This is a genomic window from Rheinheimera sp. 1928-s (assembly GCF_029269265.1).
Taxonomy (GTDB): Bacteria; Pseudomonadota; Gammaproteobacteria; order Enterobacterales; family Alteromonadaceae; genus Pararheinheimera.
On the sequence record NZ_JARIXP010000003.1, the window covers coordinates 198931 to 223315 of the forward strand.

24 protein-coding genes and 1 tRNA gene are annotated in these 24385 nt (G+C 46.7%); 11 read left to right on the forward strand and 14 right to left on the reverse strand.

Annotated elements, in window-relative coordinates; translation table 11 throughout:
• Window positions 1-609 precede the first annotated feature (609 nt).
• Window positions 610-1224, reverse strand: a complete 615-nt coding sequence (yihA, locus tag P3C17_RS08590; protein WP_206099247.1) for a ribosome biogenesis GTP-binding protein YihA/YsxC — start codon at window positions 1222-1224, stop codon at window positions 610-612.
• Between the two features lie 181 nt (window positions 1225-1405).
• On the opposite strand from yihA, the gene P3C17_RS08595 reads away from it, so the two are divergent.
• The 4 genes from P3C17_RS08595 to P3C17_RS08610 all read left to right on the forward strand — a co-directional run bounded on the left by P3C17_RS08595 (window position 1406) and on the right by P3C17_RS08610 (window position 4361).
• Entirely contained in the window at window positions 1406-2032 is a 627-nt protein-coding gene (locus P3C17_RS08595; protein WP_300929039.1) for a c-type cytochrome, read from the forward strand.
• A 604-nt stretch (window positions 2033-2636) separates the two neighbouring features.
• On the forward strand, window positions 2637-3284 hold the full coding sequence (locus P3C17_RS08600) for a class I SAM-dependent methyltransferase (protein WP_300929040.1): 648 nt from the start codon (window positions 2637-2639) through the stop codon (window positions 3282-3284).
• A gap of 53 nt (window positions 3285-3337) precedes the next feature.
• Window positions 3338-3892 carry a Der GTPase-activating protein YihI gene (yihI, locus tag P3C17_RS08605; RefSeq protein WP_300929041.1) on the forward strand — a complete coding sequence of 185 codons (555 nt, stop codon included), beginning with the start codon at window positions 3338-3340 and terminating at the stop codon, window positions 3890-3892.
• A gap of 10 nt (window positions 3893-3902) precedes the next feature.
• A complete protein-coding gene (locus P3C17_RS08610; RefSeq protein WP_300929042.1) occupies window positions 3903-4361 on the forward strand; it encodes a DUF2489 domain-containing protein in 459 nt (152 codons plus the stop codon).
• Window positions 4362-4408: 47 nt separating this feature from the next.
• Here P3C17_RS08610 and P3C17_RS08615 read toward each other — a convergent pair whose 3' ends face one another.
• The 3 genes from P3C17_RS08615 to P3C17_RS08625 form a co-directional block, all read right to left on the reverse strand.
• Window positions 4409-5689, reverse strand: a complete 1281-nt coding sequence (locus P3C17_RS08615; RefSeq protein ID WP_300929043.1) for an amidohydrolase family protein — start codon at window positions 5687-5689, stop codon at window positions 4409-4411.
• A 126-nt stretch (window positions 5690-5815) separates the two neighbouring features.
• Complete coding sequence (locus P3C17_RS08620; RefSeq protein ID WP_300929044.1) at window positions 5816-6355, reverse strand: DUF1285 domain-containing protein; 540 nt, start codon at window positions 6353-6355, stop codon at window positions 5816-5818.
• Between the two features lie 269 nt (window positions 6356-6624).
• A tRNA-His gene (locus P3C17_RS08625) sits at window positions 6625-6700 on the reverse strand.
• Window positions 6701-6867: 167 nt separating this feature from the next.
• Here P3C17_RS08625 and P3C17_RS08630 point away from each other — a divergent pair.
• A complete protein-coding gene (locus P3C17_RS08630; protein ID WP_300929045.1) occupies window positions 6868-7686 on the forward strand; it encodes a mechanosensitive ion channel domain-containing protein in 819 nt (272 codons plus the stop codon).
• A 3-nt stretch (window positions 7687-7689) separates the two neighbouring features.
• Entirely contained in the window at window positions 7690-8460 is a 771-nt protein-coding gene (locus tag P3C17_RS08635; protein ID WP_300929046.1) for a DUF481 domain-containing protein, read from the forward strand.
• Between the two features lie 203 nt (window positions 8461-8663).
• Here the strand turns inward: P3C17_RS08635 and P3C17_RS08640 are convergent, their stop codons facing one another.
• The 6 genes from P3C17_RS08640 to P3C17_RS08665 form a co-directional block, all read right to left on the reverse strand.
• The gene (locus P3C17_RS08640; protein ID WP_233078940.1) at window positions 8664-9260 is read right to left on the reverse strand and encodes a response regulator transcription factor; all 597 of its coding nucleotides are present in this window, start codon (window positions 9258-9260) and stop codon (window positions 8664-8666) included.
• Complete coding sequence (locus tag P3C17_RS08645) at window positions 9260-10315, reverse strand: histidine kinase (protein ID WP_300929047.1); 1056 nt, start codon at window positions 10313-10315, stop codon at window positions 9260-9262. The genes P3C17_RS08640 and P3C17_RS08645 overlap by 1 nt, the downstream gene beginning before the upstream one ends.
• Before the next feature lie 55 nt (window positions 10316-10370).
• Window positions 10371-11063, reverse strand: a complete 693-nt coding sequence (locus P3C17_RS08650; RefSeq protein WP_300929048.1) for a hypothetical protein — start codon at window positions 11061-11063, stop codon at window positions 10371-10373.
• A gap of 120 nt (window positions 11064-11183) precedes the next feature.
• Entirely contained in the window at window positions 11184-14543 is a 3360-nt protein-coding gene (gene sbcC / locus P3C17_RS08655; protein WP_300929049.1) for an exonuclease subunit SbcC, read from the reverse strand.
• The gene (gene sbcD / locus P3C17_RS08660; protein WP_300929050.1) at window positions 14540-15772 is read right to left on the reverse strand and encodes an exonuclease subunit SbcD; all 1233 of its coding nucleotides are present in this window, start codon (window positions 15770-15772) and stop codon (window positions 14540-14542) included. Before sbcD ends, sbcC begins: the two co-directional genes overlap by 4 nt.
• Window positions 15773-15857: 85 nt before the next feature.
• The gene (locus tag P3C17_RS08665; protein WP_300929051.1) at window positions 15858-16859 is read right to left on the reverse strand and encodes a M20/M25/M40 family metallo-hydrolase; all 1002 of its coding nucleotides are present in this window, start codon (window positions 16857-16859) and stop codon (window positions 15858-15860) included.
• 156 nt (window positions 16860-17015) lie between these two features.
• Here P3C17_RS08665 and rhtA point away from each other — a divergent pair, with 156 nt between their 5' ends.
• From rhtA to P3C17_RS08690, 5 genes are all read left to right on the forward strand, one after another.
• On the forward strand, window positions 17016-17897 hold the full coding sequence (gene rhtA / locus P3C17_RS08670) for a threonine/homoserine exporter RhtA (RefSeq protein ID WP_300929052.1): 882 nt from the start codon (window positions 17016-17018) through the stop codon (window positions 17895-17897).
• 72 nt (window positions 17898-17969) lie between these two features.
• Window positions 17970-18839 (forward strand): hypothetical protein, encoded by an 870-nt coding sequence (locus tag P3C17_RS08675; RefSeq protein ID WP_300929053.1) that lies wholly within the window; start codon window positions 17970-17972, stop codon window positions 18837-18839.
• Between the two features lie 138 nt (window positions 18840-18977).
• Window positions 18978-19841: a hypothetical protein gene (locus P3C17_RS08680; protein WP_300929054.1), complete on the forward strand. Its 864-nt coding sequence runs from the start codon at window positions 18978-18980 to the stop codon at window positions 19839-19841.
• A 191-nt stretch (window positions 19842-20032) separates the two neighbouring features.
• Window positions 20033-21685, forward strand: coding sequence for a S41 family peptidase (locus tag P3C17_RS08685; RefSeq protein WP_300929055.1), 1653 nt, complete (start codon window positions 20033-20035; stop codon window positions 21683-21685).
• Complete coding sequence (locus P3C17_RS08690; RefSeq protein ID WP_300929056.1) at window positions 21682-22086, forward strand: hypothetical protein; 405 nt, start codon at window positions 21682-21684, stop codon at window positions 22084-22086. The genes P3C17_RS08685 and P3C17_RS08690 overlap by 4 nt, the downstream gene beginning before the upstream one ends.
• On the opposite strand, the gene P3C17_RS08695 is transcribed toward P3C17_RS08690, so the two are convergent.
• From P3C17_RS08695 to P3C17_RS08710, 4 genes are all read right to left on the reverse strand, one after another.
• Window positions 22087-22344: a helix-turn-helix domain-containing protein gene (locus P3C17_RS08695; protein ID WP_300929057.1), complete on the reverse strand. Its 258-nt coding sequence runs from the start codon at window positions 22342-22344 to the stop codon at window positions 22087-22089.
• Between the two features lie 220 nt (window positions 22345-22564).
• Entirely contained in the window at window positions 22565-23098 is a 534-nt protein-coding gene (locus P3C17_RS08700; protein ID WP_300929058.1) for an AidA/PixA family protein, read from the reverse strand.
• A gap of 205 nt (window positions 23099-23303) precedes the next feature.
• Window positions 23304-23843, reverse strand: coding sequence for an SRPBCC family protein (locus P3C17_RS08705; protein WP_300929059.1), 540 nt, complete (start codon window positions 23841-23843; stop codon window positions 23304-23306).
• A gap of 117 nt (window positions 23844-23960) precedes the next feature.
• Window positions 23961-24383 carry a hypothetical protein gene (locus P3C17_RS08710; RefSeq protein WP_300929060.1) on the reverse strand — a complete coding sequence of 141 codons (423 nt, stop codon included), beginning with the start codon at window positions 24381-24383 and terminating at the stop codon, window positions 23961-23963.
• Between the last annotated feature and the right edge of the window lie 2 nt (window positions 24384-24385).

Sequence of the window (24385 nt, forward strand, 5' to 3'; positions counted from 1 at the left end):
TTGGGGCTTTTTTATATATGAGCAGCCATTTTATCGCTGAATTGTAGGATTAACCGACAAAACCAGCGACTTGTATTGGTAATAAAGCTACATTTTTTCAGAATAATGACAATTAAACTAAATATTTGTAGTTTAATTACAGCTCTCTGCTTGCATTTTTAATCAACACTTGTAGAATCAAATTCGTAGGGTACAGAGGTAAGATGTTCTATCTTTCAGCACTAATGCGCTTAACCGCTTATTTAGTGGCCAGAAAGAAAGGCTTATTTAGCCGCCCCACTGCTTGCAGTGGGGCGTTTTTTTTGTCTGTTGATCAGAAAAACTGAAATAAAACTAGATTTTTTAGAGCAAATACTTCAAACATTCATAATTCTATGTATAATGGCGTTGTCTTGTTAATCCAAGACACCCTGTTGATTTGAAATTATTGAATAGCTTCTCCCCGTTTGCTATGACCGGCCTCCTCAAAAAGGGCCGGTTTTCTTTTTTCTGGTCCATGAACAACTGAACTGACCATCTCAGGAGACTTTGCTTTGCTGTCCTGATTAACAGCCAAAAAAAAGCAGAGCCAATGCTCTGCTTTTCAGAATTTAAACACTACACAAACACTTATTCTTGTTCTGCGCTGTACCATTGGTCCAGTTTTTGTTCTAACTCAGACAAACCCAATTTAGTCAGTGAACTGAAAACCTGTACTGTGACATCACCCATAAACGCCATAGAAGCTTCTGTGACTTCCATTAATACTTTTTTGCGCGGGCCTGGGCTTAACTTATCAGCTTTAGTCAACAGCAATAAAACCTGCAGATTACTTTGCACTGCCCAATGAATTAAATCCTGATCCAAATCTTTTAACGGATGGCGGATATCCATTAAGATCACTATGCCTTTTAGGCTTTCGCGTTTCATCAGATATTCGCTCAGGGCTTTTTGCCATTTTTCTTTGACCGCTAAAGGCACTTTGGCAAAGCCATAACCAGGTAAATCGATCAGGCGTTGATTCTCAGCTAAAGAAAACGTATTAATTAACTGAGTACGACCAGGTGTTTTACTGGTACGTGCTAAACCATTTTGCCGTGTCAGCGTATTTAATGCACTGGACTTGCCGGCGTTAGAACGACCAGCAAAGGCAACTTCGATACCTGTATCTGCGGGCAGAGCCTTAATATCAGGGGCACTGGTCAGAAAAGTTGCTTTCTGATAATTGATGATCGCTTTGTACACTGTCAGCTCCGGCTGTAAATTTGGCTATAGTGTAACGGATCCTGAAGATCCACAGAAGCTTTACTGTGATTTATGGGATTCTATCTGTGCAAGATTCGTGTAAAATAGACATAAAATATAGGGTTATTCAACTTGGTTGCCAGATTTCTGGCGGTTCAACGCGGACAGAGACGGAAAAAAAATGAAAAAATTCGCACTTCCACTCACGCTCTTTTTAGGGTTAATCAGTACAGCTTATGCATTCGATGGGGATGCAGAAGCAGGTAAAGCTAAATCCGCTACTTGTGCTGCCTGTCATGGCATGGACGGGAATAGCCCTACCGATTTGTATCCAAAAATTGCTGGTCAACATGCTGGTTATTTATTTAAGCAGTTAAAAGAGTTTCAATTAGGTGGTAAAACCGGTGGTAAAGAGGGTCGCAACAACGCCCTGATGGCACCAATGGTTGCTGCTTTATCCGAACAGGATATGAAAGATTTGGCGGCTTTTTATGCAAGCCAGACCATGAAAGAAGGCAGCACACCTGAAGATGTGATTGCTAAAGGCGAAAAATTATTTCGTGGTGGTGATATAGAACGTGGTATTGCAGCTTGTATCGCTTGTCATGGTCCACGTGGCGTAGGTCACAGCTTAGCAGGTTTCCCAAAGATTTCGTTCCAGCATGCTGCTTATACCAAAGCTCAATTGGAAGCCTTCCGCAGTGGTGCACGTGCCAATGATATGAACGGCATGATGCGCGACATCGCGAAAAAGCTGACTGACGAAGATATTGAAGTGCTGTCTAAATATGTGGGTGGTTTACACTAACAGCTCTTTTTTCTCTGCAGAAAAACCAGGCTTTATGCCTGGTTTTATGTTTTATTCGTTGCCTTCCATGGCGATCCCCTCTTGAGTCAATGCTTGGCATTGTTAAAAAGTGAATCCATGCAATTTGTTGTGAGATATATCTCACATCGCTGTAAGACATCGCTTACAAATCGCTGCAGCAGCATAAAAACCAACCTAACTGATTGATTAATAAAGACATTGCAAAAAAGTTCATTTTTTTTGTACTTTTTTTATACCGTTGTATTGCCATTCTGAAAAATCGGAGTAGATTGAAGTCCGTTACATTTAGTAACGATTAAAAACACGGAAAGCAGGCACGGAAAGCAGCAGTGCATCAGTACGTTTTTTACAGCATCACCATGATGACAGTGTGTATTTTACACAGCGCAAGGACGGACCACTAAGTATCAGGATGATCGCGAATAATTATTCTCATAGGGAATTTGCGTAAAAATATAGGGAATTTGTGCAGACAGGGTGTTGAACTCCCGTCAGGACGACTTCAAGCAGATTATGTGTCGCGCTAGACACCTTATATAGAGGGCGGTAACATCTTACACCGCCCTTTTTATTTATCCTCACCATGAATTCAGCGTGCCCACTTTGTTCAGCATCAGAAATACAGCCTTTTTGCAGCGATAAAAGACGTGCTTACTTTCAATGTCAGCAGTGTTTTCTGGTATTTGCTGACCGTACCACCTTGCTGACTGCCGAACAGGAAAAAGCCCAATACGATTTACATCAAAACCAATTGGATGATCCAGGCTACCGTCAGTTTTTATCCCGTTTATCTTTGCCTCTGCTCAGCACTCTTAAACCTGAGCAACATACCGGATTGGATTTTGGGTGTGGCCCCGGGCCCTTATTGGCACAAATGCTCAGCGAAGCAGGTAAACAAATGCTGGTTTGGGATCCATTTTATGCGCCGGAGCCTCATGCCCTGCAGCAAAAATACCATTTTGTCAGTTGTACTGAAGCCATAGAACATTTTATCAACCCAGCGAAAGAATGGTCTTTATGGCTGGATTTACTCTTGCCCGAAGGCGTGTTGGCTTTGATGACCAAACGCTATACAGAGCAGAGCAGCTTCAACAACTGGCATTATAAAAACGACCCAACCCATATCAGTTTTTTCCACCAGCGCACTTTTGAATTTTTGGCGAAGCGGGATAATTTTGCATTACATTTTCCAGCCGATGATGTGGTGATATTTAAAAAACGAAATACCTAGGTTTTCTAAGATAAACTGGTTAAAATACGCGCCCTTTTTCGTAGGTAACAAATATGACCCGGATTAAAAAAACACGCACCTCAGGCCCACTTGGTACCAGGCACAGACCGGCTGAAGAAGCCCGTCAGGATCGCACACGCGCGCCTGAAACCAAAAAGAAAGGTGCAGGCTTAAAATCCGGTAGTCGCCATTCTCCTTCAGCAGAAGATAAGAAGCAGCAAGGCAGCAAAAGCTCTAAAGATCCACGCCACGGCAGCAAAAAGCCTATTGCTTTAGTCGTAACAGAAGCAGAACAAAAGCTGATGGCTCAGCCGAAGCAGTTCAAGCCTGTGGTTCAGTTGAGCAAAGCCAAAGAACCGGAAATGCCACCAGAGCAGGAATTAGCATTGCTCGAGAATGATGAGAAGCTGCTGGAATTGCTGGATCAAGTGGATAAGGGCGAAATACTGACAGGTAAAGACGCTAAATACTTTAATGCCAAAACGGCACGTCATGCAGAGCTGGTTGCTCTGTTAGGCCTGGATCAGGATGGCGAGGAAGAGGAAGATTTGGATCCGTTAGCCAAGTTAGAGCGTACTGACTGGCGTAAAGAGTTTTTAGGCGAATAGGGGATATGGTTTGACCTTAAGCTGGATACTGGCCACTTTAGCGGCTGTTTTGATTCTTGGTGGTCTTAGTTTTTATCTTGGCCGCCTGTTGTGGTTGATCAAACAACAACAGTTGAAACAGCAGCAAGTGGTTGAGGCAAAAAATGCCAACCTCATTGAAAGTATAGTGTTAATCGCCAAAGCCATGCGGGAAGAACAGTGTGAGCTGTCCGAAGGTGCGTTGCGCCTATGGGTGTTGTTGGACCATTTGCAGCTGCCTGAAAAGCCTGACGCGGTTCACACCTACCCTGGTTTATTTAAAATGTATGACGTCATCAAAGACATGCCGACCCATCAGGCTCGCAAAGAGCGTGATAAAAAAGAAATCCGGCATCTGGATCATATTCGTGAACAGGCTGAAATTGACTTAAAAGCCGATATACTGGCTGACGTGCATAAACTGCTGGCGTTTTTCCAGAACCAAAAATAGAACTAGAAAAGGCAGCCTCTGGCTGCCTTACTGTTTTAAATCAATGGCTATTGCTTGTACACCACACCTGCTTTCATGACAAAACTGACTTTCCCCATCAGCTGAATATCCTGCAGCGGATCACCTGGTACAGCCACTAAATCAGCAATTTTACCTACAGTGACAGAACCCAGCTCCTGGTCCACCTTTAACAGACGAGCCGCTGTAATAGTAGCCGACTGAATAGCTTCCAAAGCAGGCATACCGGCCTCTGTCATAAAGACAAATTCACGCCAGTTATCGCCATGAGCTCCTACTCCTGCATCAGTACCAAAGGCAATTTTAACCCCTTCTTTGTAAGCTGTAGCAAAAGTTTGCTGGATTTTTGGACCTATAGCTGCAGCTTTTGGCCGAACCAGCTCTGGGAAAAAGCCCGGAATCGCAGCCTTTTCTGCAGCCCACTTACCTGCACTGATGGTTGGCACATAATAAGTGCCATGTTTTTTCATCAGTTTCATGGTGGCTTGATCCATTAAAGTACCGTGTTCTATCGAGTCCACACCGGCTTCGATGGCTCTGTCCATGCCTTCTTTACCATGCGCATGCACTGCCACTGTCATGCCATAATCTTTGGCTGTCTCGACAATAGCTTTCAGCTCTTCTTTATTAAACTGTGGATTCGAGCCACTTTTTGCCACACTCAGTACGCCACCTGTAGCGGTGATTTTGATCAGATCTGCACCTTCTTTGTAGCGCTGACGCACCGCTTTACGTGCTTCATCCGGGCCATTCACCACGCCGTCTTTTGGACCTGGATCGCCCATCAGCTCATAAGCTATGCCGTTGCTTGGATCTGCATGCCCCCCTGTAGTGGCAATAGATTTACCTGCGGTATAAATACGAGGGCCAATGACATAGCCCGCTGTAATAGCTTTACGCAGAGCTGTGCTGGTGTGATGACTGGTACCCAGCTCTCTCACTGTGGTAAAGCCTGACAATAAAGTCTTTTCAGCATACGTAGCGCCACGTAAGGCAACATCAGCTTCATTCAACAAAAAAGCTTCAGTATAAGTACCGGGGTTCATCTGAGTGGAAAAATGAGTATGCATATCCATTAAGCCGGGCATCAGTGTATGACTTTTCAAATCTATGACCTGATCATCGGCTGCCGGGGTTTTATAACCAGGCTCCACGGCGATAATTTTGTCGTTTTCGATGATGACAGTCTGTTTTGTCAATACTTTATCAGTGTCTGCTGTGATCAGTTTGCCGGCGTGGATCAGGGTGGCACTCTGGGCTGTTCCAGCGATCAGTAACGCGCTGGCAACGAGGGTAAATTGGAATTTCATTCGCTCTCCTGTTGGATAAACACAGCTTTTTCCAGCTGCTGTGCAACGACTATGAAACAGGAATGCTAAAGCAGCAAGAGCAGAAAAAATGAATGCGATACAGAGCCTTAGATCCGGGATTAACGGCTAATCCAGAGTTCCGAGCACAAAACTCATACCAGCGGAATAAATCTGCAGTGTAGTTTTTCCTTCGACCTGGACAGGCAAAGCCAAATCAACCAACTGATAATAAGCCGCTCTGCTGAATTTCGCCGTTAAACCTCGCCACAACTGCACATAAGGTAAACACTGACCATCAGGCTGAGCCTGCAAAAACAACGGATATTCAGCGGTAATTAATACTTGTTCGCCTAAATTAGTGGTCGCAATAAGGACAGGTGTCTCACCAGTTTGCGGCTCTATAGCCACTATGACAAACGCAGCATCCTCCACCTGAATACGGACTTTTTCAACTGGAGTCAGCAGGAAATACTCTTGTTGTTGTCGGGTGAGCACAGAAGCAAAAAGTTGAATAAGTTCTGGCCGCAGGATTTTAGAGTCCAGATAGAACCAAAAACCGTGTCGATCGATACGAATAGGGATATCACCGCAAAAAGCTGGATCCCAAAGTTCAACAGGGGCTAAATGAGGCTGCTGTAAAGACAACTGCAGTTGTTTCAAATCCATAATGTTGCAACTAACAAGGGAAAGACAAACAAAGCATAACAACAGAATGGCGACAGAGGAAATTGGAGTGACTACTGATAAAGCTCGAACCCAAGGTTCCATAGGAAAGTAGGAAACTGGGGTGACTACTGATAAAGCTCGAACCCAAGGTTCCAGAGGAAAGTGGGAAATTGGGGTGACTACTGATGAAGCTCGAACCCGAACTCAAGATTATAGAGAAAAGTAGGGTGACTACTGACGAGGCTCGAACCCGAACTCATAGAGGAAATTGGGGTGACTGATGGGGCTCGAACCCACGACAACCGGAATCACAATCCGGGACTCTACCAACTGAGCTACAGTCACCACAAGCGGCGCGAATTCTAGCGAAATTCCTGATTGAAGCAAAGCTATTTTTACAAAACAAAGCTCTAAGCCTTGTTTGGCTTGGGTCGGGGCACTGGCTGTGCTAGGGTATGGCCGTCAGACCAGCTGACAGTTATCTAAGCAGTGGCTCGAAAATGGAGAAAGATATGCAACAATTTCTGGATTTTTTGGAAAAAAATCAGCAATTGATTTTAAGTTACAGCGTCAAAGTACTGGTTGCTTTAGTCATTTTATATCTGGGTCGCTGGCTGGCTAAAAGCCTGACCCGTATGCTGGAAAAAGCCTTACTGCACAAGAAAGTAGACCGGGCTGTCGTGTCTTTTTTAAGTGGCATTATTCAGGCCGCTATTATGGTCGCCACTGTCCTGATTGCCCTGTCACAAGTGGGCATTCAAACCGCCTCTTTTATCGCCATTTTAGGTGCTGCAGGTTTAGCTATAGCTTTGGCCTTGCAAGGTTCTTTATCTAACTTTGCATCTGGTGTACTGATCATTTTATTCCGGCCTTTCCGTGCTGGAGATTTTGTCGATGCAGCTGGGGTTTCCGGCGTGGTAGAAAAAATTGAGATTTTCCAGACTGTACTCAAAAGTGCAGACAACAAACGCATTATTGTGCCCAACTCTCAAATTACTGGCTCAGCCATTATCAACTACTCTGCCGAAAAAACCCGCAGAGTGGATTTAACTGTTGGCATCAGTTACGACTCAGATTTGAAAAAGGCCAAAGAACTGCTGGAACAAATCCTGAAATCAGACAGTCGTATTCTCGCAGAGCCAGCCCCAGTCATTGCTGTTGGCGCTTTAGCCGACAGTTCAGTCAATATTTTAATACGTCCATGGGTAAATGCAGCCGATTATTGGCCTGTGTACTGGGGCACTCTGGAAAAAATCAAGCTGACATTTGATGAACATCAGATTGTGATCCCCTTTCCACAAATGGACCTGCACCTCAAAAAGGAAAAGTAAGGTATGAAAAAAACTCTCTGCTCCCTGTCAGCTCTGAGCAGTCTGTTGGTTTTGAGTGGCCTTTTGACAGTACAGGCCGAAGAAAGCTCGTCCAATACGGCAAAGTTGGGCTGGAGTACCTCTGCGGAACTCGGCGCTATTACCACCTCTGGTAATACCAAAGGTACTTCTATCACAGGGAAAGTAGACGCCAAACAAGAATTGGAACAGTGGTCGAACGACTACACCTTCAGCGCTTTTTTTAAACGTGACGAAACTACAGCAGACGACGGTCAGACACTAGTGGAAACCTCAGCTGAAAAATATGCAGCTTCAGCCAAGGGCGGTTATAAGCTGGATAAAGAATCTGCCCGATTATTCGTCTACGGCTCCCATGTGAGCGACCGTTTTGGTGCTTACACCGAATACACTACAGTGGCTATAGGTTATGGCGATGAACTGTTTAAAACTGAAACTATGTCGCTGGAAGGTGAAGTAGGTCCTGGTTATTACAGGGGCGAAACGGATCTGGAAGCAACTGAAAACGGCATGATAGTGCGTGGCGCGGCCACCTATCGCTGGCAAATCAGTGAATCTGCCCGTTTTAAACAAACCGTCAGTCTGGAGTACGGTGAAGACAACAGGCGTTCTGTTGCTGAGTCTTCGCTGACCGCAAAAATTAACGGCCGGATGCAAATGAAAGCCGCTTTTTTAGTACAACACGACTCGAATGTACCGGTAGATAAAAAGAAAACCGATACCCAAACTTCATTAACTTTTGTGTATTCGTTTTAATCCGCATCCTTTATGTTCGACAAGGGCGTGGTTTACCCGCGCCCGCCAGCAACAAAGCTGCAGCTTCAAGTACGACGGGTACTTAGCCTAAGTAATTGATGTTGCAGCTAGGCGACAAGTAAGCGAGACCCCAGGAGCATAGTCGTCCTATGGGACTGGGGCGAGTGACGCAGGCAACAACGCTGCGGCTTCAAGTACGACGGCTAAAGCCAGCCTTTTTGTCGGGCTATTCTGGCTGCGTCAACCCGGTTTGCCGCATTTAGTTTACTGATGGCTTCCGACAAATAATTCCGGGCTGTGCCTTCAGCAATATAAAGTGCAGCGGCAATTTCGGCCGTACTTTTTCCTTCGGACGCTAATCGTAAAGCCCTGCGCTCCTTATCACTTAAAGGGTCGTGCTCTCCCAAAGCCGATAATGCCAGTTCAGCATCTATCACTCTTTTACCGGCCATCACCTGATAAATAGCCTGTACCAGTTGTTCAGAAGGTGCGTCTTTGAGTAAAAAGCCCTGTACCCCGGCGGCAATAGCGCGTTGAATATAACCAGCCCGACCAAAAGTAGTGATCACTATCACTTTGATTTTGCTTTGCTGCTGTTGCAGAGAAAGCGCTAATTCCAGCCCACTGCGGCCTGGCATCTCAATATCGGTCAACAACACATCAAAGCTCTGCTGCTTTAACAGCTGCAGCGCCTGATCGCCGTCGGCAGCCTGAGTAATATGAAAGTCTTTGTTTAACCCCAATAAGGCGGCCAAAGCCCCTCTGACCATAGCCTGATCTTCTGCCAGTAAAATACGCATCAGGACTCCTTTGGCAAAGTAAAACTAAAACTACTGGGCGACAGTTGCCATTCCAGCGTGCTGTTAAGCGCAGCTAAACGCTCTTGTATACCAGCTAAACCATTACCCTGATCCAATTCACTAACCTTGCCATTATCCGACACCATGAGCTGATTTCCGTGCTCAGTTTCGCTAAAACGGATCTGCACTTCATCCCCATTGCTGTGTTTTAATACATTGGTCACCAGTTCCGTCAGGATCAGCACTACTGCGGTTTCCTCCCGGGCAGAAAGAACCGGAACCTCCCCCTGCACCTCCACAGCAAAACCCGCTTCACGCAGTTTACTGCTTAAGGACTGCACTTCACCTGCTAAGCCTTTGTGTTTATAGCCTGAGACCGTCTGACGCACCTGACTTAAACTTTCACGGGCAATAAACGCCAGCTCCTGCAATTGCTGACTGGCCGCCTGATATTGCTGCTGTTGCACCAACTTATCGGCTAAATCTGCTTTAAGCACTATACCCGATAAACTGTGTCCCATAATATCGTGCAAGTCACGCGCTATACGCTCCCGTTCTACCATAGTGGCCAGCTGTTTAATTTCTTCGGCACTACGCTGCTCTTTCAGCATAGTTAAGCGCCGGATCCGGTCGAGCACTCCGAGCACGCCGATAGCACACACCAATGCTGAACCATATAACAAGAAATAAGGCGTACCTTTGACAAATAAGTGGTCCAGCAGCGCCAGCACAGCGAGCAATACAACAACACCAGCTAAAAACTGGCGGAAGCTATAAGCAAACCCAATAAAGAAGCTGACGTATGCAAACATCGAAATGGAGCCATAATTTAGCGGGGTAATGGCGCTCGCAATCAAAGCCATCAGCACTATAGGTAACAACATCTCTGTGGTATGGCTGCGGCCAATCCAGTAGTAACACCCAATAAAAGCCGCTAAAGCCAGTGTCATCCAGAAATACTGGATCAGGTTGTAATTGATATAAAAAAATGGGGCTATGTAGAACACCAAATTGACCAGGTAAACCCAGGACAGACGTTTTTCCAGCTCTAACATCACCTACTCCCTCAGCAGCAACAGGGACTCAAAAGAGCCCCTGGCCATAAAATTATTAACGATTCTGACTGTAACTTTGTTGCTGAGCCAGCAGGAACTTTGCCCAACCGTAGGAAGGGTCTACTTCCATAGCTTTAGTCCAGTCGGCGATAGCACCAGCTTTATCACCCAGTTCCTGCTTGGCTAAACCTCGCCAGGTGTAAGCTTCTGCATGACCCCAGCAAATCTGCTGACAAGGCTGGGCATAAAGTTCAATGGCTTTGCTGCTCAGGTCAACCGCACTTTGTTTACTGCCACCAAAAACTGCAGGCGTATTGTAGGCGGTGATAGCCTTAATCAAAGATACGCGTGGATTCGCAGGTTCCAGCTCTGTCGCTTGCTGGATAGCTTTACCAGCTTTGGGGCCGTACAACGCGCCTTTTACCGGGTTATTGCCAATCTGCATACCATAAACGCTGGATAACAAAGCCAGACTATCGGCCTGTGGTTGCGCTGTTGTTAACTGCTCCAACACAGACTGGGCTGAGTCTAAGGCTTGTTCTGCCTGATCTTTTTGACCTGTTAAGCCCGCCACAATAGACAAACGGTAGCTGGCATAAGCTTTGTTGTAATCTGCCGGATTTTCAGCGGCGTAAACAGCCAGTTGTTTTACATCCATGCTGTTAGACGCGGCATCAATTTGTTCAATAGTGGCGGCCTGAGCCAGGGTAAAAGTTAAAGTGCTTAAAGCAATGAGTAAAGTTTTCATCTTGATAGTCCTTTTGCTGTTTCACCTTATTGGTGTGAAGCCAGTATCGGAAAATCCATAGAAAAACATCAGGCACAAAAGTCATGACTTGAGCATGACTTTTGTCATGAATAAACAGCACTAATAACTCAAGCTGCTGTACCCCAGGCCCTGCTGTTTTTGCAGCTTAATTTGCACTGGGATCCGCTCTTTTAAGGCTTCAACATGGCTGATAATACCGATCATCTTGCCGCTGGCATTCAGTTGATCCAAAGCGGCTAACGCGGTTTCCAGCGTGTCTGGATCCAAAGTGCCAAAACCCTCATCCAAAAATAAGGATTCGATGCGGGTTTTATGGCTGACTAAATCCGACAGCGCTAACGCCAGAGCCAGACTGACCAAAAAGCTTTCGCCACCAGATAAGGTTTTAGTATCTCTGGCGGTATCAGCCTGCCAGCTGTCCAGCACTTGCAGCTCCAGCTCCGCATCAACTTTGCGTGCCAGTTGGTAACGGCTATGCAGTTTATCCAGTTGCTGATTGGCCAGCCCCACCAGCTGCAATAAAGTTAAACCCTGCGCAAAACGACGGAATTTAGCACCGTCGGCTGATCCTATTAAGCTGTTGAATTTATGCCATTGCTGCACCAGCTGTTGCTGTTGTTCAATCTGACTGTACAGCTCTTGCTGCTGCTGCTGATGCTGCTGATCACTGTGCAGCTGTTGCCGGCATTGACCCGCCTGTTCCAGTACAGCAAATAACTGCTGTTCCAGCTCTGTGCTTTGCTGCTGCAATTGCTCCAGACTTTGTTCTGTCAGTTGCTGCTTTGCCAAGGCCTCGATGTGCTGCTGCACTTGCTCTAACTGGCTTTGACAACGAATGCGCTCTGCTGCCAGCTTTTCTTTCAGCTCTGTCAGTTGCTGCACTTGTTGCTCTGTCAGTAACATGGCTAAGAAGCTGGTTTCGCTGCCAAACTGCTGTTGTTCCAGTTGCTTTTGCCAGTCTTGCTGCACTGCTGTTAACTTCACTTGCAATTGCTGTAGCTGAGCTTCACTTTGTTGCTGCTGCCCGGTTTTTTGCTGCAGTTCATTGCTTAATACACTGAGCCGTTGCAACACAACTTCAAGTTCTTGCTGTGGTGTTGCACTCTGACTGGCAGATAGGTGCGCTAAATCCGCTTGTTGCAATTTATCTAACCAGCTTTGGTACTGCTGCTCGGCCTGTTGCTGCTGCATCAGCGCTTTATCCAGTTGCTGACTCTGTCGTTGCAACTCTTGTTGCCACTGCTGCCATTGCTGCGCTTGCTCTGCCCACTGCTGCCAGATCTGCTGTTGTTGCTCTGAAGCTGGCAGAGCAAAACCAAAAGGTTGCAACTCTTGCTGCCACTGCTGTTCCAGTTGTTGTAACTGCTGCTGATTTTGCCGCAGCGCTGCAGTGAACTGCTGCTGTTGCTGTTGTTGCTGCCTCAGTTGTTGTTGCAGCAGTTGCTGCTGGTGCGCCAGTTCATGCTGCTGCTGTTGCCAGAGTTGACGTTGCAGCAGCTGTTGCTCTGTCTGCAGCTGTTGTTCCAGTCCCTGTTGAGCCTGCTGCTGGAACTGCTGTAATAAGGCTTTTTTTAAGCTGGCCTGTTGCAATTGCTGCTGCTCTGTCTCCGGCAGGTTGTGCAACAAGTCAGTCCATTGTTCACTTTGCTGCTTAATATCTGCGGCCAGCTGTTCTAACTGATAGTGCCGGGCTTTTTGTTGCTCTTCCAGTTGTAGTTGCGTCTCACGTACGGCTTTGCCCTGCTCTTCGACTTGTTTCAATTCAGCTGTTAAGGCCGCCAGCTCTGTTTCGGTCTGGCTTAAATCCAGCGCCTGATAACTGCTAATAGCAGGGTGTGTGGTGCTGCCACACAGTGGGCATTCATCGCCTGGTTGCAGCTTGGCTCTGTGACTGCTGAGCTCGGCAATCAGCCGCTCTTGCTGCACCAGTTTTTGTTTATCAGTCACTCTGTCGCTATACAACCTGAACTGCTCACGTAAAGCCGCGACTTGTTGCTGCAACTGCTGACTATCGCTTTGTTTTTGTTGCAGTTCCTGCTGTTCTTTTTGCTGTTGTTGCTGTTTTTGTTGTAACCCGGCGGCAACCCTCAGCAATAACGGGTAAGTGTGCAGCTGATTTTTGCAATCTTGCACTTGCTGTTGCAATTGTGGCAGTTCAACGGAGAAAGCCGGAGTGTTCTGTTGTAATTGAAGATCCAGTTGCTGTAATTCGATGCTTATCTGCTGCAACTGCTGCTCTATTTGCTGAGTGTCAGCCTGAGCAAGCTGGTTTCGCAGGACTTTTTGTTGATCTAACCCCTGCTGACGTTGCTGCAATAAAGGTTTCCAGCCTGCGACTGCTGCTGCCAGGTTTACGCCCTGAGGTTGCTGTGCCAGTCGCGCTGTTAAGGTCTGACCCTGTTGTTGCAGTTGCTGAACCTGTTGCTGCACCTGCTGTTGTATTTGCAAGGCTAAGCTTTGACCTTGCTGCAACTGCAGCTGTTGCTGATAGTTTAAATCATGCAACTGACGGGACTGAAGTTGCTGCTGTTCTTGTGTTTCAGTCACTGCCGAACGTTGCTGCTGCAGCTCTTTGTACAATGGCAACAACACTGCGGCTTTTTGATAACTTTGCAATTTGACCAACGCACTTTGTTGCATGGCCTGCTCTTGCTCAAATTGTTGCTGCTTCAGCTCTGCGTGGTGCAGCTGCACCGCTGCCTGCTGTTGCTGCTGACGCCAGGCTAATAATGGCGCTTGTTGCTGCTGTTTTGTTTTCAGTTGCTGCTGTTGCTGTTCCAAATCAGTTAACTGCTGCTGTAACAGCTGGCGTTGTTCTAAATCCAGCAACACTACACCTGATGCTTTGGCCTGCAGTAATTCCAACGCTGTTTTATGCTGGCGGTTTTGCTCATACACCTGCATCGAAATCTGACCGTAAATTTCAGTCCCTGTCAGCTCTTCCAATAACTCAGCACGCTCATTGGCAGGCGCATTTAAAAAGGCAGCAAAACCACCTTGAGCCAACAGCATCGACTTGGTGAAACGACCAAAATCTAAACCTGTGATCTGCTCCGTCAGCTTTAGCTTTTCGTTACTTTTGTCTGTCAGTATTTCGCCATCTGCTTTGGCCAGTTCTACTTTGGCGGCCTGTAAATTGCCATCCACTGCACCACGGGAACGACGCTGGCTCCAAAAGGCGCGATACCGCTGGTCGCGCACCTGAAACTCGACTTCGGCCAGGCACTCACTTGTATGGCGGGTCATCAGCTCGTTGCTGCTTTGCGACAAGAGTTTCAAACGCGGTGTCTGATGGTACAAAGCTAAACAAATGGCATCCAAAATAGTGCTTTTGCCTGCGCCAGTCGGGCCTGTAATAGCAAAAAGGTTACTTTGATCAAAAGGGGGCTGCGTAAAATCTATTTTCCACTCGCCTTTTAGTGAATTTAAATTTTGCAGCCGCACCGATAGAATTTTCATGGCAACACCGCAGGTTCTGTTTGTTCGAGTTGGCTCAATACCTGCTGCAACATCTGCTGAAATTCTGCTTGTTCGCTGTCGGTTAACTCTTCAGTAGCAAGCCGTCTCTGTAATACCAGATCAGGAGTCATTTCATGTAAAGACTCTTGCTGATCCACCTGCAAAACACCAACAGCGGCCTGGCGTGCCCGACGTAGTTTTAACAGTTCTACAGGTAAAGTCTCGAGATGTTGTTGCACCTGGCTTTGCAAATCACTCAGGTAACCGTCGCTGCCCGTCAATACCAGCTCCAGCCAGAGTTTTTGTCCGGGTTGCAGCCTTGCCAGTGGCTGATGCAATAAAGTATGAAGTTCAGCTAAGCTGCATTTCAGGCTCAAAAGCGGCTGGAAACAAGGAATGGGCAGCAGCTCAATCTTGGCTTCAGGGCTGCTGAAATCCAGCAAGACCATGGATTTTTGCTGTTTTGCTTCATCAAAACTCAAAGGAATAGGCGAGCCGCTGTAACGGATATGCTCTTTGCCTGCAACCAACTGAGGCTGATGGATATGGCCCAGGGCAATGTAGTCAAAATCAGGAAAAGCGCTGGCCGGAAAGGCCTCCAAAGAGCCTATATAAATTTCCCGTACTGACTCACTGCTGCTGGCACCCACTGTAGTCAGGTGCCCTGTCGCGAGCAAAGGCAATTCCAAAGCGAGTTCAGAGCGCAGCGCTGCAGCCTGACTGAAACACTGCTGATAACAGTCGGCTATGGCTTGCTGCAATTGCTGCTGTTTATCACTGGCCTGCTGACCACTTTGGCTTTGCAGTAAATCGCGGGCACGCAAAAAAGGTAAAGCCGCCAGAATAGCGCCTGGTTCGCCCGCTTTGTTATTCAGTACCAGAAGATGAGATTCTGCAGCACCCAGCCAGCCGGGTACCACTTGGGTATGCAAACAAGCCAGCAATTCTTTGCTTTCCTGCAGTACAGCGACTGAATCGTGATTTCCCCCCAACATCACCAACTGACAGCCCGTGGGTTGTAAGTCAACAATCAGTTGATGATACAACTCTCGGGCATAACTGGCAGGAGTAGTGGTATCAAAAATATCTCCAGCCACTATTAAGGCATCGACCTGATGCAATTCAATTTGTTGCTTTAGCCAGCCAAACAAAGCCTTGTGCTCGTCGGCTCTGCTTTTGCCAATAAAATGCTGGCCTAAATGCCAGTCGGAGCTATGAAGAATACGCATAAAAACCTGGATACGCTGCGCTATACCGGAATAAGGCCAGCATAGCACAGGGTGATCACTTTCATAAGTTGCTCAGAAGCTGGTATCAACTGGCGTCAAATAACAGCACTGCATCCAGCACCGTTTCACTGACTTCACGATAAAACTCCTGATCAACATTGTCTATGGTATCTGTTGGCTGGTGATAGTGCGCATGATCCGGCACGCCAAAATACACAAAAGGCACCTGTCGTTTATGGAACTCACGGTGATCTGAACTTAAGGTCCAGTCCTGATGAGTGCCTACCCGCCATGCGGGTCTGTCATATCCCAATAACAAGCGTACTGAACTTTGTTGCTGCAGTTGCTGTAATGGTTTTTCCAACTCCGGATAATGGTAAGAGCCAACCGCTATGAGTTGCTTGTTCGTATCATGACTGAGCATATCCATATTGATATTCAGCCGTATTTTTTCAGGATTCAGCAGCTCTTGCTCAAATAGCATACGAGCGCCCCACATACCGCTTTCTTCGTTATCCAAAGCAGCAAACAGCATAGGGTGACGAGGTGGATGCTGTTTAAAATAACGCGCTATGGCCAGCAAAGCTGCCACACCTGATGCATTATCGTCAGCGCCATAATAAATCTTGCCTTGATGCAAACCTAAATGATCATAATGAGCTGTCAGCACCAGCAAAGGTAAGGTGGGATCCGAGCCTTCAATCCGGCCCAACACATTAGCAGACCCTTTCATTAACTGGGCTTTACCTGAGGTAGGCTGATAAGGCTGTAAATAACCTTCTGTACCAGCTGCGACCAAGCCAATAGCGGTGAACTGAGTCACCAGCCATTGCTGCGCTTTTAAGCCGCCTGGTTGGCCTGTTCCACGCCCCGCCAGCTCATCAGAAGCCAGGTAGGTTAAATCAGCCATTTGCTGCTGAAATTCCAGCCGTTGTGGCATCACACTGACCAGAGGCAAGGGCTGAGACAGCAAACGTTTTTGTTCCAGTTGATTCAGCTTTTCCAGCAAATGAGGATGAAAAGCGTAACCAAGGCCTGCAACAATCAAGACCAACCAAAGCCAAAGTGGAATACGGAATAACTTCATAAAAATCCTGACAAGCGGTTTGAGGTAATGCAGCAGACTATCGCAAACTACACAAGCTCACCAGATAAAGGCCACGAAAGATCTGATATTTCCTGTCGCCCGGTACCGAACTTGAGTGGTAAAATGCGTTTCCTTTAGTCCTGTTGTGAGAATCTTATGCCACAAAGCCGTAATGCCTCGTTTTGGTGGGCCATTGCCTCTGTGTTGGTTGCTATGGTGGTGATCCAGTCTGGCGCTTCGTTAGCAAAAACCTTGTTTCCCATCATTGGGCCTGAAGGCACGACAGCATTGCGGGTTGGTTTTGCGGCTTTGATTTTGTCTTTAGTCTTTCAGCCATGGAAAAAATGGCCCGCCAGGCAGGATCAAAAAGCCTTATGGTTTTATGGCATCTGCCTGGGTGGCATGAACCTGATGTTTTATCTGGCGATTGAACGTATTCCTTTGGGTATAGCTGTCGCACTGGAATTCACTGGTCCTTTGGCTGTCGCGTTGTTATCGTCTAAACGTAAGCTGGATTTACTTTGGGTCGCTTTGGCGATGGCTGGCATCGCTTTGTTATTACCATGGCAAACCGAAGCAACAGCTTTAGACCCGGCAGGCGTAGCTTTGGCTCTTGGTGCAGGAGCCTGCTGGGCTGGTTACATTATCTTTGGCCAAAAAACTGGCAGTGCTGTGCATGGTGGTACAGCCGTGGCCTTAGGTATGGCTGTGGCCGCGCTGTTTTTATTTCCTATAGGTTTAGCCTCAGCAGGAAGCACTTTATTCAGCTGGACTGTATTGCCTTTTGCTTTTGCGGTGGCCCTGTTATCCAGCGCCATTCCTTATAGCCTTGAGATGGTCGCGTTAAAGCGTTTACCCGCGCAGAGCTTCAGCATTCTGATGAGCCTGGAACCTGCCATAGCGGCTTTGGCTGGTCTAATTATTCTGACCGAACAATTGAGTTTGTTGCAATGGCTGGCTATTTTTTCGGTGATCGCAGCCTCTTTGGGGAGCAGCCTGACAGCACGGAAAACACCGGCACCGGAGATGGTTTCATAAAATAGCTTTTGATTCCGGATACGACTGCTCTATGCTGAGATCCTGAAGATACGCAGCAGGACCCCGATGCGCATGCTTAAATCCTTGATTGTTACATTGGCTGGTGCACTACTGGCTTTACCTTGCGCTGCAGTGCAAACCTTTGTCTGGCTGACAGATAACAGCAGCCAGACAAAACCACAGCAGTACCGCCAAGCCCTCGATGTCAATGGTTTAACCTTAGAGTTATTGATGCAGGATGTCACAGACTTCCGGGCTGAACCCATACAAACGACCACAGAACGCGCTATGGCGATGCTCAAAGCCGGAACCTCTACTTGTGCTGGCAACAGAGTAAAAAATACTGAACGTTTAACCTTTAGCTATGCCACAGCCATTCCCCACACCGTATTCCCAGGGTTAAGGCTTTACAGTAAAACCAACTCCCAAACCACAGCATGGCTCAAACAACAACTGAACGATCAGCAACAAATTAGCCTGATGCAATTGCTTCAAGGCGACAACAAATTGCATTTTGCGGTAGGAGGAGGTCGTTCTTATGGTGTGCAACTGGATACACTGCTGCAACGGCCAGAGTGGCAGCATAAGTTATGGCAACGCCGATCTCTGGATATGTCCGCAGGTCTGATTGATATGCTGGTGCAAGACCGGGTCGATCTGCTGATTGAATACCCTAATGTTATGCAACATTATCTGGCGCAATACAGTGCCACCACAGAGTTAACCAGTTTTAGCATTGAAGAAGCTGAACCTTATATGCTGGGCTACATTCTCTGTAGTAAAACAGCCGAAGGGCAACAACTCACTGAATTCTTTGAACAACGCCTGCAGCATATCAGTCAACAAAGACGCTATCTGGATGCCCATTTAGGCTGGGTCGACGCTGCAGACAGAGAACAGCTGACCCGGCTTTACAATCAGGTGTTTGGTACTTCGTTTTAATTGTTACTGCCGATATTTTAACAGCAGTAGTCTGGCCAACAGAACCAATATGCACTGGTACTGTTTGGACTTTTTTCACGTTTTCGCTTTTCAGCCATTGTGAAAAGCTGTGCTCCTCAGTTAATTTAGAGACTTCGGATGTACAACGCATTTTATGCAGGTTTTATCGATATGCAGCCAATTGAGGCACACAAGCCAGACTTAACTCCTGCAATAGATCTGACGGATGAGCAAAAGTTACAGGCGCGTCAACAGTGCTTTTATGGCTGCGTATTTTGCGGCTCTCCGGTATTTCGCTACTATTTTCAGCCCGATAGCGCTGCCGCTGTGTTGATCTGTCATTTGCATGCCAAACAACTGCGTACCACCTTGCTAAGCCCCAGCACATTGCTCGAACGCATCCGTCAGCCTTTTAACCAACAGCGCATTAATAAACCAGGTTTTAGTTTTGACCCAAACCGCAGGGTACAAGTCTCTGTCGGGATGAATACGGTTTATGCTGACTTTGTAGCAGATAGCGAAGAGCAGTATTGCATTTGGGTCAATGGGCAGGAATTTTTTACTTTGCATGCGGAATCAGGTTGGCTTTGTTTTTCTTTTAGTCTGTCCGATAACACAGGCCAGCCCTTGATCCGGGTGGAACGGGGAGAGTTGATACAAAGTCCTGAGCAGTGGGACTATACCTATGAAATTAACACTCTAAAAATCAGAGACCTTCAGCGTAGGCTACAATTTACTGCTCAGTTGTGTAATGACAGAGTGTTGCTGACAAAAGGAAACTTCATCGATAGTTTTGGTGATGGTTTTGTAGTCGAAGGAAACAGAGTGATTGCGATGCTGGATGGCCAAAAAGGTGGCCAGTACATGCATCGTATTGAGCCTGGACGTTACAAAGGCGGCTGGGCCTTGTTTAATAAAATCCGACATCCTGAATTAGTGATGCCAGGCAATTTTGCTTTTGTTTGTGCAGCAAAACGTAAATACTCTGGCTCTGAGCGTTAAGTTTGCTCCTTCGCTGTGCGCTCTGGGGGCGGACCTGAGCTCATAGCTACAGCGCCGAAAGGTTGCATAGATGTAAAAAAAGTCAAATTTTATGAAGTTTTCCAATAATTACTCGGGTACACTGCCCGCCAATTTTTAAGCTATCTGGCCCGTCAGACAAGACCGGCAACGCAGTAAAATGGAGAGACTCGATGCAATTGAACTTAAAATCAAGCTTCACCCTATTCGCCAGCCTCACGTTGCTCACCGCATGCGGTGGAGGCGGAGGCAGCTCTGACACTGGTAGCTCAGGTGGTGGTGGAAATAGTGGCGGCTCAGCAGCTCCGACCTGGACTGCAGGCCAGTTCCGTGACGAATCTCAATTTAAAAATTTTTGCGTTTCTCCCCGTTCAGGAGCCGATCCATTTAATGGCGGCTTCTATCCGGATAAAGCCGGCACCGCCATGCACGAGAAAATGTGGTTACGTTCCTGGAATAACAGAACCTATTTGTGGTACCGGGAAGTTGCAGATATAGACCCAACCAGCTACAGCATTTCGGCGTACTTTAATTTATTAAAAACTACAGCTGTCACTGATTCAGGTGTGGCCAAAGATCAGTTTCATTTCACCCAGAATACCGCCGATTACCAGCAACAATCTCAATCCGGTGTCAGTTCTGGTTATGGCATAGAATGGTCTGTAGGTTCTACCAGGGCTCCCCGCTCTTTTATTGTGGCCTACACTGAACCAAACTCGCCGGCAGCTTTGGCTGGTGTGAAAAGGGGCGACTTTTTGCTGGAGGTGGATGGCATTGATTTTGTCAATGACAGCAGCAGCTCAGGGGTCAACACTATCAATGCGGGCCTGTTCCCTGCCAATACCGGAGAACAGCATAGTTTTAGATTCCGCACTGTGGAAAATACGGAAGTCAGCTATCAGCTGCGCTCTGCAGATGTCGCCTCAAGTCCGGTGCAAAATGCCAAAGTCATCAACACAAGCTCTGGCCCTGTAGGTTATTTCCAGTTTAATAGTTATATAGTGCCGGCACAGCGTCAGTTGATTGATGCAGTGAAACTATTCCGCGATGCAGCCATTTCTGAGCTGGTGGTGGATTTACGCTATAACGGTGGAGGCTTGTTGGCATTAGCTGGCCAGTTGGGTTATATGGTGACTGGCCCTGATATTATTCAGAACAGATTTTTTGAACGCTTGCAGTTCAACGATAAATACCCCAATACCAACCCTGTTACAGGCGACAGTTTAAGCCCAACACCTTTTTATAACCGCGAAATTAACTATGAATCCGGCACCTTAACCAGCACAGTATTGCCTAATTTAAATTTAAGCCGTATCTATGTTCTGACGACAGAAAACACCTGCTCTGCCAGCGAAGCTTTTATGAACGGCCTGCGTGGTATAGATGTCGAAGTGATCCAGATAGGCGGAAAAACCTGTGGTAAACCTTATGGTTTTTACCCTACAGATAACTGTGGTACCACCTACTTCACGATCCAGTTCAGCGGTATAAACTCCAAAGGCTTTGGTGACTATGCCGATGGTTTTAAACCAACCACTGCGCCAGTATTTGCTGCAGATATCAAAGGTTGTACGGCAGCGGACGACTTTTCCAAACGGCTTGGCGATCCTGAAGAAGGAATGCTGGAGACAGCCTTGCATTACATCGAAACAGACAGCTGTCTGAGCTCAACAGGTTCAGGAGTCAGTACTGCTGTCGGATCTCTGTCTGGTAGAGGTGCGGCCTTGTCTGACGCTACGGCAGGTTCTGGCCCAGCGGTCAGAAATCCAGCAGAAAAACCTTTAACCAACAGCATTCGTTTACCGGTGAAGGATCAACAAGAGTGACCAAATTGATGTTTTTAAAGTACATACTATTAAGTGGTCTGTTGCTGGGGATCAGCGCCTGTCAGCAGGTTCAGGCGGTGCCCGAACCTGCTGTACTGACGCAGACGTCACCCGAGGTAAAGCTGGAGCTGCAACAACAGATCCAAAAAGCCATAGGTGGGCCTTTAGTCCGGCTGGCAGACAATGCTTACTTGTTTGAAAGCCAGATCTGGATTGAATCCGTGGTATTAAAAGACGACAAAGGCCGCCCTTTGGACGGCCGCCATATGGATTTAGCCAACCTCTTTGTACTGCAAATTGACCAGGGACAATGCCAGTTAAGGCACAATAAATCAGATCAGGTTTTTGTGCTGACCAAAGCAACATGCATAGCTGAGAAACAGCGTTTTCCTGAAAAATAGTTACAGATCAGTGCGTGATACACCGGAGTTTACCGACTCCGGCACCACCAAAGAAGCAGCTGGCACTGCATAAAAGGCAGACAACTCCCGCACAGTACGATAACTTACTTTTTTACCTGTCTCCGCTCTTTTGATCGTTGCCAGCGACACCCGCAGCGATCGCTGCTGACAAGCGTTAAACAAATCCTCCTGACTTAAAAATCTTTGTTGTCTCAATGATTTAAGTAACTCAACTTTTAATACCAGAGCTTCTTGCATAAGGCGTTCACTCCATCGATCAGAAAGATAAATAGCAGAACCAAGGCCAGACCACATTGTAAAAGGCTTTGTTTTCAAAAAAGAGACAAAATTATGAACGCGGCTGTCTTTTTAGTCCAGCATGAAATTTACAAAGGATTAACCTGATACCAAACTGACACTAAATAGAGACCAAAAAAACAGGCCTGAATTTCAGGCCTGTTTCGGGTGAAGAATTATCTTAGTTAGAGATACTGATAAACGGATCCCAGCTAAAGTAACCAATCACAGCACCAGTACTGTTGTTCACCAGTTTGAAGCTTAAGGTGTACTGAATTTTCTGACCTGCTTCAATCACAGTACCCTGAGTGGCATAGGCATTGTTATGGAACAAAGCTGGAGTGCCATTGACCGGGTCTGAACCTGCTGGCAGATACACACTGGTGTGCATATTAAAATAACTTAAAGCCGTAATGCCGGAAGAAGGGTTAAAGCTGCCATTGTATAAAAAGGCTGTGTAGTCTGTGTCACCGTCAAAAGTGCTGACAGCCCAGCGCACTGTGTCGCCTGAGTTCGCTTTGACTTCCAGTTCAGAGCCACCCTGATTGCTGGCGATATAGCTGTTTTGTGTAATCATCGACACAAACACATCAGAACCGCCCCAGGCGCCTAAATTAGTTGGGCTGCCTACAGAACCTGGTTTCAGTGAACCATCGTTTAAACGCTCTGCCAGCTCAGTGGCATTAACTGCAACAAGAATATTGATAAGAGACATGATCATTCCTTTTTCATCGTGAAGTGAGTTGCTATCAATCCCCAAATTTCAGCCTGATGGCTAAATGTTTTTGGGTACAAACAGCATATCCGATGCAACAAAAAGGTCAGTCTCAGACTGGCGTCAGTTTGGTGTCAGTGTCTGATGCCAATGTTTTGATAAAACTCTGGGGGATAACCCCCCAGAGTTGTCAGTTAAAGAGGGGTTATTGTTCTAACAGAACTTTTAGCTTGTCCAAACCTTGTTGCAGGTCATCACCTATCATTTGCTCCATATCCATCACCAGCAACAACAGGTTCATCGGATAGGGCATATCACCTTTAAACCCCCAGGTGACTTTCGTTTGGTCAGCAGCGCTTTGTTGTGTCAGCAGATAAGCAGGAGAAACCGAGGCAAAAGGCGCGATAAAACGCAGTTCGTAATCAATACGCTCACCGGGTTTGATTGCCGTGATCTCTTGTTCACCTTGACCTACTTCATCTTTTTCACTCTGCCATGCTGAAACAAAACCTACAGTGCCATCTTCGCCTTTATAGGTTTTTTTCACATTCGGATCCAAAGCCATCCAGACACTGAAGTTATCCTGATTTTTCAACAGTACCAGATAACTGAAAACCTGCTCTTTGGGTTTATTAATGCTGACGCTGCGTTCTACCTGATACGACGAAGGCAACACCAAAGCGGCCAGCAACAGCACAGCCACTGCCAGTAAAAAACCAATCAGTATTATTTTTATAAGTTTCATAGGGGCTCTCTTCTGGTTGAAGACTCTCTTCTGGTTGTAGACGCAAAAATCTGCGTTACCGTCAGTGTAGCCCGAAGATTTTGATTTAGAAAAGAGCGGCTTAACTTAAGCTTTGTATCAGGCTGGTTTCTTCAACTTCAGTTGAAACAGCTGCATTGCAATTTCATCGGCCTGCTGCTGCTCAGCTTTTTGCTGCTTTTGCAGTGCACTGTATTCACGGTTATGGATCACCGCTTCTATGCCTTTGCTATACGCCACCTGCTTTTGACAGACCTGTTGCTGTTGCTGTAATTCAGCGTAGGCGGCCTGAGTTTTGTCCTGCTGTTGCTGCTGCATATCGAGCAATACAGTTTTCATCGACGCCAGATTCTGTAAACCTAAAGCCGATTTCATCTGATAACTGCGCTCCATACCAGAGATATGTTCGGTCAGTAGTTGCAAACGCCGCTCTTCGTTAGCAGCCTGTTGATTCAGTTGCTGCTGGCGTTGCCCCATCTGTTTTAAATTGGCTTGCTGTTGTTCCAGGTATTTTTTCAACATAG